The organism is Clostridium tarantellae (genome assembly GCF_009295725.1).
Lineage (GTDB): Bacteria > Bacillota > Clostridia > Clostridiales > Clostridiaceae > Sarcina > Sarcina tarantellae.
In genome coordinates this window covers 1-6,951 of the sequence record NZ_WHJC01000182.1, presented here as the reverse complement: position 1 = coordinate 6,951, position 6,951 = coordinate 1, and the positions used below count along the sequence as shown (strand labels likewise).

6 protein-coding genes are annotated in these 6,951 nt (G+C 25.9%); all 6 read right to left on the bottom strand.

The genetic code is table 11. The features are described from left to right. Positions 1-1,029, bottom strand: a 1,029-nt coding sequence (locus GBZ86_RS10940) for a glycosyltransferase family 2 protein (RefSeq protein ID WP_152890605.1), incomplete at its 3' end; no start/stop codon positions are given. 94 nt (positions 1,030-1,123) lie between these two features. Then, positions 1,124-2,245: a glycosyltransferase family 4 protein gene (locus tag GBZ86_RS10935; protein ID WP_152890603.1), complete on the bottom strand. Its 1,122-nt coding sequence runs from the start codon at positions 2,243-2,245 to the stop codon at positions 1,124-1,126. Between the two features lie 12 nt (positions 2,246-2,257). Continuing rightward, entirely contained in the window at positions 2,258-3,472 is a 1,215-nt protein-coding gene (locus GBZ86_RS10930) for a glycosyltransferase (RefSeq protein ID WP_152890601.1), read from the bottom strand. Between the two features lies 1 nt (position 3,473). Beyond that, positions 3,474-4,598, bottom strand: a complete 1,125-nt coding sequence (gene wecB / locus GBZ86_RS10925; RefSeq protein WP_152890600.1) for a non-hydrolyzing UDP-N-acetylglucosamine 2-epimerase — start codon at positions 4,596-4,598, stop codon at positions 3,474-3,476. A 1-nt stretch (position 4,599) separates the two neighbouring features. Beyond that, the gene (locus GBZ86_RS10920; RefSeq protein ID WP_152890598.1) at positions 4,600-5,709 is read right to left on the bottom strand and encodes a polysaccharide biosynthesis C-terminal domain-containing protein; all 1,110 of its coding nucleotides are present in this window, start codon (positions 5,707-5,709) and stop codon (positions 4,600-4,602) included. Between the two features lie 19 nt (positions 5,710-5,728). Continuing rightward, positions 5,729-6,793: a polysaccharide biosynthesis protein gene (locus tag GBZ86_RS10915; RefSeq protein ID WP_152890596.1), complete on the bottom strand. Its 1,065-nt coding sequence runs from the start codon at positions 6,791-6,793 to the stop codon at positions 5,729-5,731. Positions 6,794-6,951: the final 158 nt, after the last annotated feature.

Genomic DNA, 6,951 nt, shown 5'->3' with positions numbered 1-6,951 from the left:
ACTTAATTTATATCTAAGTTTAAAAAGTATAGAATATGAAAAAAGCATTACCTTTGCACTATTAATTTGATATAACTTTTTAAATAATTTTAATTGTATATTACTAGGTTCACATACTTTTATTGCTTCTTTTACATTAGTATTTTTAAGTATTTCTTCAAAAAACTCTTTTCTTTTTTTATTTGAAATATTAGCATTTTCTCTATATATATTAGGAATACATGAAAATATATATGATATATATGTATTGCTTAATAAAACTTTGTATTTTCCAGTATGCATATTATAAAAAGTATATAATTCTTTTCTAGAATTATTAAATTTATTTACCATTTCATATAAATTTTTTCTATATTTATATACTAGAGTTTCTATGTCTAATCTCATATAGTTGTAATAACATCCAGTAATTAAAAAAAGCTTATTAATGTTCTTCAAATATTCACAATTAAAAATTAAATCTTCTCCTGGTACTCCTTCTTTATCAAATATTAAATTAATTTTCTTTATTATTTTATTTTTATATAATTTGTTCCAAACTACATTAAACATTGCCTTGGTTTCTATTTCAAAAATTCCTTCTTTTATTTCATTTTTCCCAGCAAATAATTTTTCCTCAATAAATTCTTTTCTTATAATTTTTTCATCTGAATAATTTATTAAATATCCACAAACAACTAAATCAGCATTATTTTCTTCTGCCTTATTACACATATCACTAATCATATGTAAGTCACACCAATCATCTGAATCAACAAATAATAAATATTTTCCACTAGAAGCATTTAATCCCACATTCCTTGCATCTGATAATCCTCCATTTTTTTTATGTATTAATTTAATTCTTTTATCTTTTTTTTCATACTCATTGCATATGTATCTTGATCCATCTGTACTCCCATCATTAACCAATATTATCTCTATATTTTTTTCACTTTGATTAATGATACTGTCAATACATCTTCTTAAATATTTCTCTACATTATATACAGGAATAATTACAGAACAAATTAAGTCTTTATTACCCATTGTTAATAGCTCCTTACTTAAAAAATTCTCCTATTTTTTCAAGTATAATTTTCTATACAAATTTTAATAAATAATCTTACTAATAATTTATTTGTTAAATATTCTCATTTAGAAAGGTTAAATAATCATTAAATATATCCATATGTTTTTTAGCAGAAACTTCTATAGTATAATTTTTTATAATTTTTAAGCTTTCTTTACTCATTGAATAAATTAATTTATCATTTTGTAATATGTACATTATTTTTTCTGATAAAGTATAAAAATCATCTATTGGAACTATAAATCCATTTTTATAATCTTTTATTAATTCTATGCCAGCCACACATTTGTTGGTAGTTATTACTGGTAATCCATATGCCATAGCTTCATTTATAACCAATCCCCAAATATCTTCCCTAGTTGGTAATACAAACAAATCTGATATCATATAATACTTTTTTAAATTATTTTTATTAGAAAAATTTTTGAAATATATATTTTGTAAATTATATTTATTTTTTAAATTTAAATACTCTTTTGTTGGCTCACCTCCAATAATATATAAACTATAATCTCTTGATAAATTATTCATCGCTTTTATTAAAACATCAAATCCTTTTCTATAAATAAACTGCCCTACTGCTAAAATTACCTTACCTTCTTTTATATTTAATTCTTTTTTCAAAATTTCTTTTTCATTTCTTTTTTCTTTATTTCCCAACAAATCTTCGTCTTTTATAGAAGTAAATGGATAATGATATATAAATTCTTTTTTAGCTCCATAATTTAAAAGGTATTCCGTAGTAGTTTTACCTGTACTTAGCCAAGCCCTTGCACTACTTATAAAATATTTTTTTATATTATATCTTATAAAAGAATCATCTCTAACCATTCCTCCATCAGCATTTAATATAAAAGGAATCTTTCTAAATTTTAAATATTGTATTGCTAACATGCCTGTTGCTGTGCTATATCCACCTACAACTATAATGTCATAGTTTTTTTTATTAAGATATTTTAAAACTGAAAAACATAATGCAGAATCACTTCTAGTTCTTTTACCTTCTAAAAATATCTCTTTATAATTTTTAGCTTTACTCATTTGCCAACTTTTATCTCTATCTGTTGCATATCCAATTTCAAACAAAACTGTTAATTCACACAATTTCCCCAATTCATTAAAAAAATCTACCCTGTAGGGAGCTGGGATATTACTTATATACAAAATTCTCATAGGTTCTCCTTATCATTTCTTTTCATACAATATTTCTATATATAAATGCAAATAATCTAAAAACCTTTGGTTTTTATCATAATATTTATGTGCTTTTTTAATGCAACTAACTGAATAGTTTACTTTTTTATGGTTAGTAATTTTTATTATTTCTTTACATAACATATTAATATTATCTTTTTCTACTACAGCACCACAACTACTGTCAATACACTCACTACTTCCACCTGTATGAAAAGTTATTACTGGAATTCCACAAGCTAATGCCTCTAAATTAGTGGTTGGAAAATTATCTTCTAAAGTAGGATTCACAAAAACATCTGCTAATGTATATAGTTTAACAAGTTCATCTATACTATTAGTCTTAGTTATTCCTATAATAGTTGAAGGCAATTCTTCCTTTTGTTTTTCTGTAAGACCCACTATTATAATTTTATAATCATTGTGTAATAGTTTTTCTAACTCTAAAAAATATTTTAAACCTTTACGTTCATCCCAAATATTAGCTACACCTAAAATTATTTTTTTATCTTTAATATGGTATACTTCTTTTACATTGCTTTCTGTAGGCTTAAATATATTTAAATCAATTCCATTATTTATTACTTTAATGGGACAATCCTTAAAAAAGGATTTTTTAACTAAGTTGGCCAACCAATTAGAAGGAGTAACAATAGTTAAATTATCTAATGAAGTAAATAATTGTTTCTTTTTAGTAAAATTCCAGCTTGAATTATCTATTAAAATACTAGATGGATAAGATTTTTTTTGAGGACATTCATAACATTTTTTCTCCCATTTATAACATCCTACATAATCAAAGTAACAACAATGTCCTGTAAAACTCCAACAATCATGTAAAGTCCAAACTATTGGTTTTTTACATGATTTTAAATAGTTGAATAATATTTCAATATTTATATAATATCCATGTATATTATGTAAATGAATTATATCTGGATTATATTTCTCTACTTCCTTAATAAATTTTTTGGTAGTATTCAAAGAACCAAAGCCATGCTTATCAAAAAGTCTAGTTTTTGCTACATGATTATATACATCTATATCATTTCCTATTTTTATAGTTTTAATGCATTCTAAAGCATTTCCTCTTCCATAAGCTATGACACATTCATGACCTTTATTTTCTAATATATTATATAAATTAATAACTATTCTGCCAGTACTCCCTACACCACATACAGAATTTATTTGCAGTATCTTCATTTTATTTCCTCCAAATAAATTTATTTATTATGGAAGTATATCCTTGAATAATATTAATTACTTTAGTTGACACATTAATATCTGTATAATCCTGTACTCTTACCATTGACTCACCTAAATTTTTTTCTTTAGTTACAATTTCAATAGCTTGTGTTATACTACTAAATGTTATTCCCCCTAAAATAAATGATCCTTTATCAACAGCTTCTGGTCTTTCTGTACTAGTTCTTATAGATACAGCTGGAAAACCCATTATATTTGACTCTTCTGCTAAGGAACCACTATCTGATAAAACACAAAAGGCTTCCTTTTGAAGCTTGTTATAATCGTAAAATCCAAAAGGTTTTAATTGTCTTATATTACTATGAAACGCTATCTTTCTGTCTTCTATTCTCTTCCAACTTCTAGGATGAGTTGAATATATAACTGGCATATCATAAATGTCAGCAATAGAATTTAAAGCATACACTAAATTTTTAAAATTTTCATAATTATCTATATTTTCTTCTCTATGAGCACTTACTAATATATATTTATGTCTCTCAAGCTGTAATTTTTCTAATACATCACTTTTATCTATTTTACTCATATATTTTTTAAAAACTTCTGGAAGAGGTGAACCTGTTACAAATGTATATTCCTTTCTCAACCCTTCCCCTAATAAATATCTTCTAGCATGTTCTGTATAAGCCATATTAACATCGCTTGTAACATCCACAATCTTCCTATTTATTTCCTCTGGTACATTTTGATCAAAACATCGATTCCCTGCTTCCATATGAAATACTGGAATTTTTAATCTTTTCGCTGAAATAGCACTTAAACAACTGTTTGTATCTCCTAAAATTAATAATGCTTCTGGTCTTTCCTTTAACAATATTTCATAGCTTTTAGAAATTATATTTCCCATAGTTTCACCTAGAGTATTACCTACCACACCTAAGAAATAATTTGGTTCTCTAAGTTCTAATTCCTTAAAAAATACATCATTTAATGAATAATCCCAATTTTGTCCTGTATGTACTAAGATATGTTCAAAATAAATATCACACTTTTTAATAGTTTCTGAAAGACGTATAATTTCTGGTCTAGTTCCAACTATAGTCATAACCTTAAGTTTTTTCATATTATACCTCCAAATAAATGGTATCAGGATTTTCAGCATTAAAAATTTCATTTACCCACATAACTGTTACCATATCCTTTTCTCCTATATTAGTAATACTATGGGTATAACCAACAGGTATATCAACTACTTCTAAATTCTCTCCACTTACTCTATACTCCATTATCTTATTACTATCTATTTTTCTAAGCTTAATTATTCCTTCACCACTAACAACTAAAAACTTTTCGTTTTTTGTATTGTGCCAATGATTGCCCTTAGTTATTCCTGGTTTAGAAATATTTATAGAAATTTGCCCTCGCTCTCTAGTTTTTATAAATTCCGTAAAAGAACCTCTATTGTCTATGTTCATCTTTAAAGGATAACTTAATTCATCCTCAGGTAAATAACTTAAATATGTGCTATAAAGTTTTTTTATAAATTCATCTTCCATATTGGGTATCATTAAATTTTTTCTAATTTCCTTAAAAGACTTTAATAAATCCACAATTCTTCCTAAAGTAAAATTATATTCTTTATTAACATTACAATAATTATCTAAACACTTAACTTTATTTTTCATTGTATTTATAAAACAATTAACTACATCATCTATATAAACTAAAGTTATTTGTTTATTTTCATCAGATATCCAAACTTCTTCTCCTTTAGCAATATTATTGCAAAAAGTAGCTATTACAGAATTATAATTAGGTTTACACCACTTACCAAAAACATTAGGTAGTCTATATATAAATATATCTGCTCCTGTACTTTTTTTATAATCTAATAAACTATCTTCAGCTTCCTTTTTACTTTTACCATAAGCATTTTCTAATTCTGCTTGTATAGAAGATGTCATAAGTATTGCTGTTTTACTATTCTCACTCTTTAAAATCTCTACTATTTCTTTAGTTAAATCTCTATTGCCTTGAAAAAACTCATTTTCATCCTTAGGTCTATTTATTCCTGCTAAATGAAAAATAAATTCTGCTTCTCTTATTCCTTGAATTAATTCTTCCTTAGAATTTTCTTTATCTATAGCAATAATTTCATACTCTTTTATTTCCTTCAGCTTACATACTAAATTTTTTCCAATAAATCCATTAGACCCTGTAACTAAAACCTTCATAAAAACTCCTCCCTTAACTTTATATAGTTTCATCCTTTGCTTTTTCTTGTAATTTTGATCCTTCTCTATTTTTAAAATTATTTAATTCATATTGAATATAAGGAAGTTTTAATAACATTTTCTTTACTTGTTCTGTATCAATCCTATTTGTATTATCTGAGTTATATTCCTCTTGATTTCTTCTAGATCCTTTACCCTCTGTAAAATATTTAGCATAATTTAAATCTCTATTATCTGCTGGAATTCTAAAGTATTTTCCTTCATTATTTGCTTTAACAAATTCTTCTTTAGTTAATAATGTTTCATAAGCCTTTTCTCCATGCCTTGCTCCTATTATTTTTATCCCCACATTAGATTGAAATAACTCTCTTAATGCTGTAGCCAATTCTAATACCGTACACGCTGGTGCTTTTTGCACAAAAATATCTCCTTGTTCTCCATTATTAAAAGCATATAAAACTAAGTCTACTGACTCTTCTAGAGACATCATATATCTAGTCATTTCAGGATCTGTAATAGTTAAATCTTTTCCCTCTTTTATTAACTGAACAAATAAAGGAATAACTGATCCTCTAGATGCCATTACATTCCCATACCTAGTTGCACAAAATACTGTTTCTCCTTTTTTAGCAGAACGCGCTCTTGCTAGCATACTTTTTTCTGCCATTGCTTTAGATATTCCCATAGCATTTACAGGATAAACAGCCTTATCTGTACTTAATAAGATAACCTTTTCAACATTATGTATTAGTGAGGATTTAAACACATTATCTGAACCATATACGTTAGTTTTTACTGCTTCCATAGGATAAAATTCGCAAGAAGGAACCTGTTTTAACGCTGCTGCGTGAAATACATAATTAACACCTTTCATAGCATAGTCTAAACTATCTATATCTCTAATATCTCCTATATAGTACTTAACCTTATCACTTTTTATATCATTTCTCATATCATCTTGCTTCTTTTCATCTCGTGAAAAAACTCTTATTTCTTTTATATCTGTATTTAAAAACCTTTTAAGAACAGTATGGCCAAAAGAGCCTGTGCCTCCTGTTATTAATAGAATTTTATTCTCAAACATAATGCATTATCTCCTTTCTATTTATTATTTATAGTCGGTTGCGGAATTCCGCAACCATTAATTCACCTAACTTTTTTGAAGTTAAGTTTTTATATTTTCCTCCAGTATGGCACAATATAAATAACAAGAAATAAAAACACCAACAGGAGGTAAATAAC

Bases quoted from the DNA above. Each gene is read 5' to 3' on its own strand.
- GBZ86_RS10915 (WP_152890596.1), bottom strand. From the start codon at position 6,793: ATGTTTGAGAATAAAATTCTATTAATAACAGGAGGCACAGGCTCTTTT.
- GBZ86_RS10930 (WP_152890601.1), bottom strand. From the start codon at position 3,472: ATGAAGATACTGCAAATAAATTCTGTATGTGGTGTAGGGAGTACTGGC.
- wecB (WP_152890600.1), bottom strand. From the start codon at position 4,598: ATGAAAAAACTTAAGGTTATGACTATAGTTGGAACTAGACCAGAAATT.
- GBZ86_RS10920 (WP_152890598.1), bottom strand. From the start codon at position 5,709: ATGAAGGTTTTAGTTACAGGGTCTAATGGATTTATTGGAAAAAATTTA.
- GBZ86_RS10935 (WP_152890603.1), bottom strand. From the start codon at position 2,245: ATGAGAATTTTGTATATAAGTAATATCCCAGCTCCCTACAGGGTAGAT.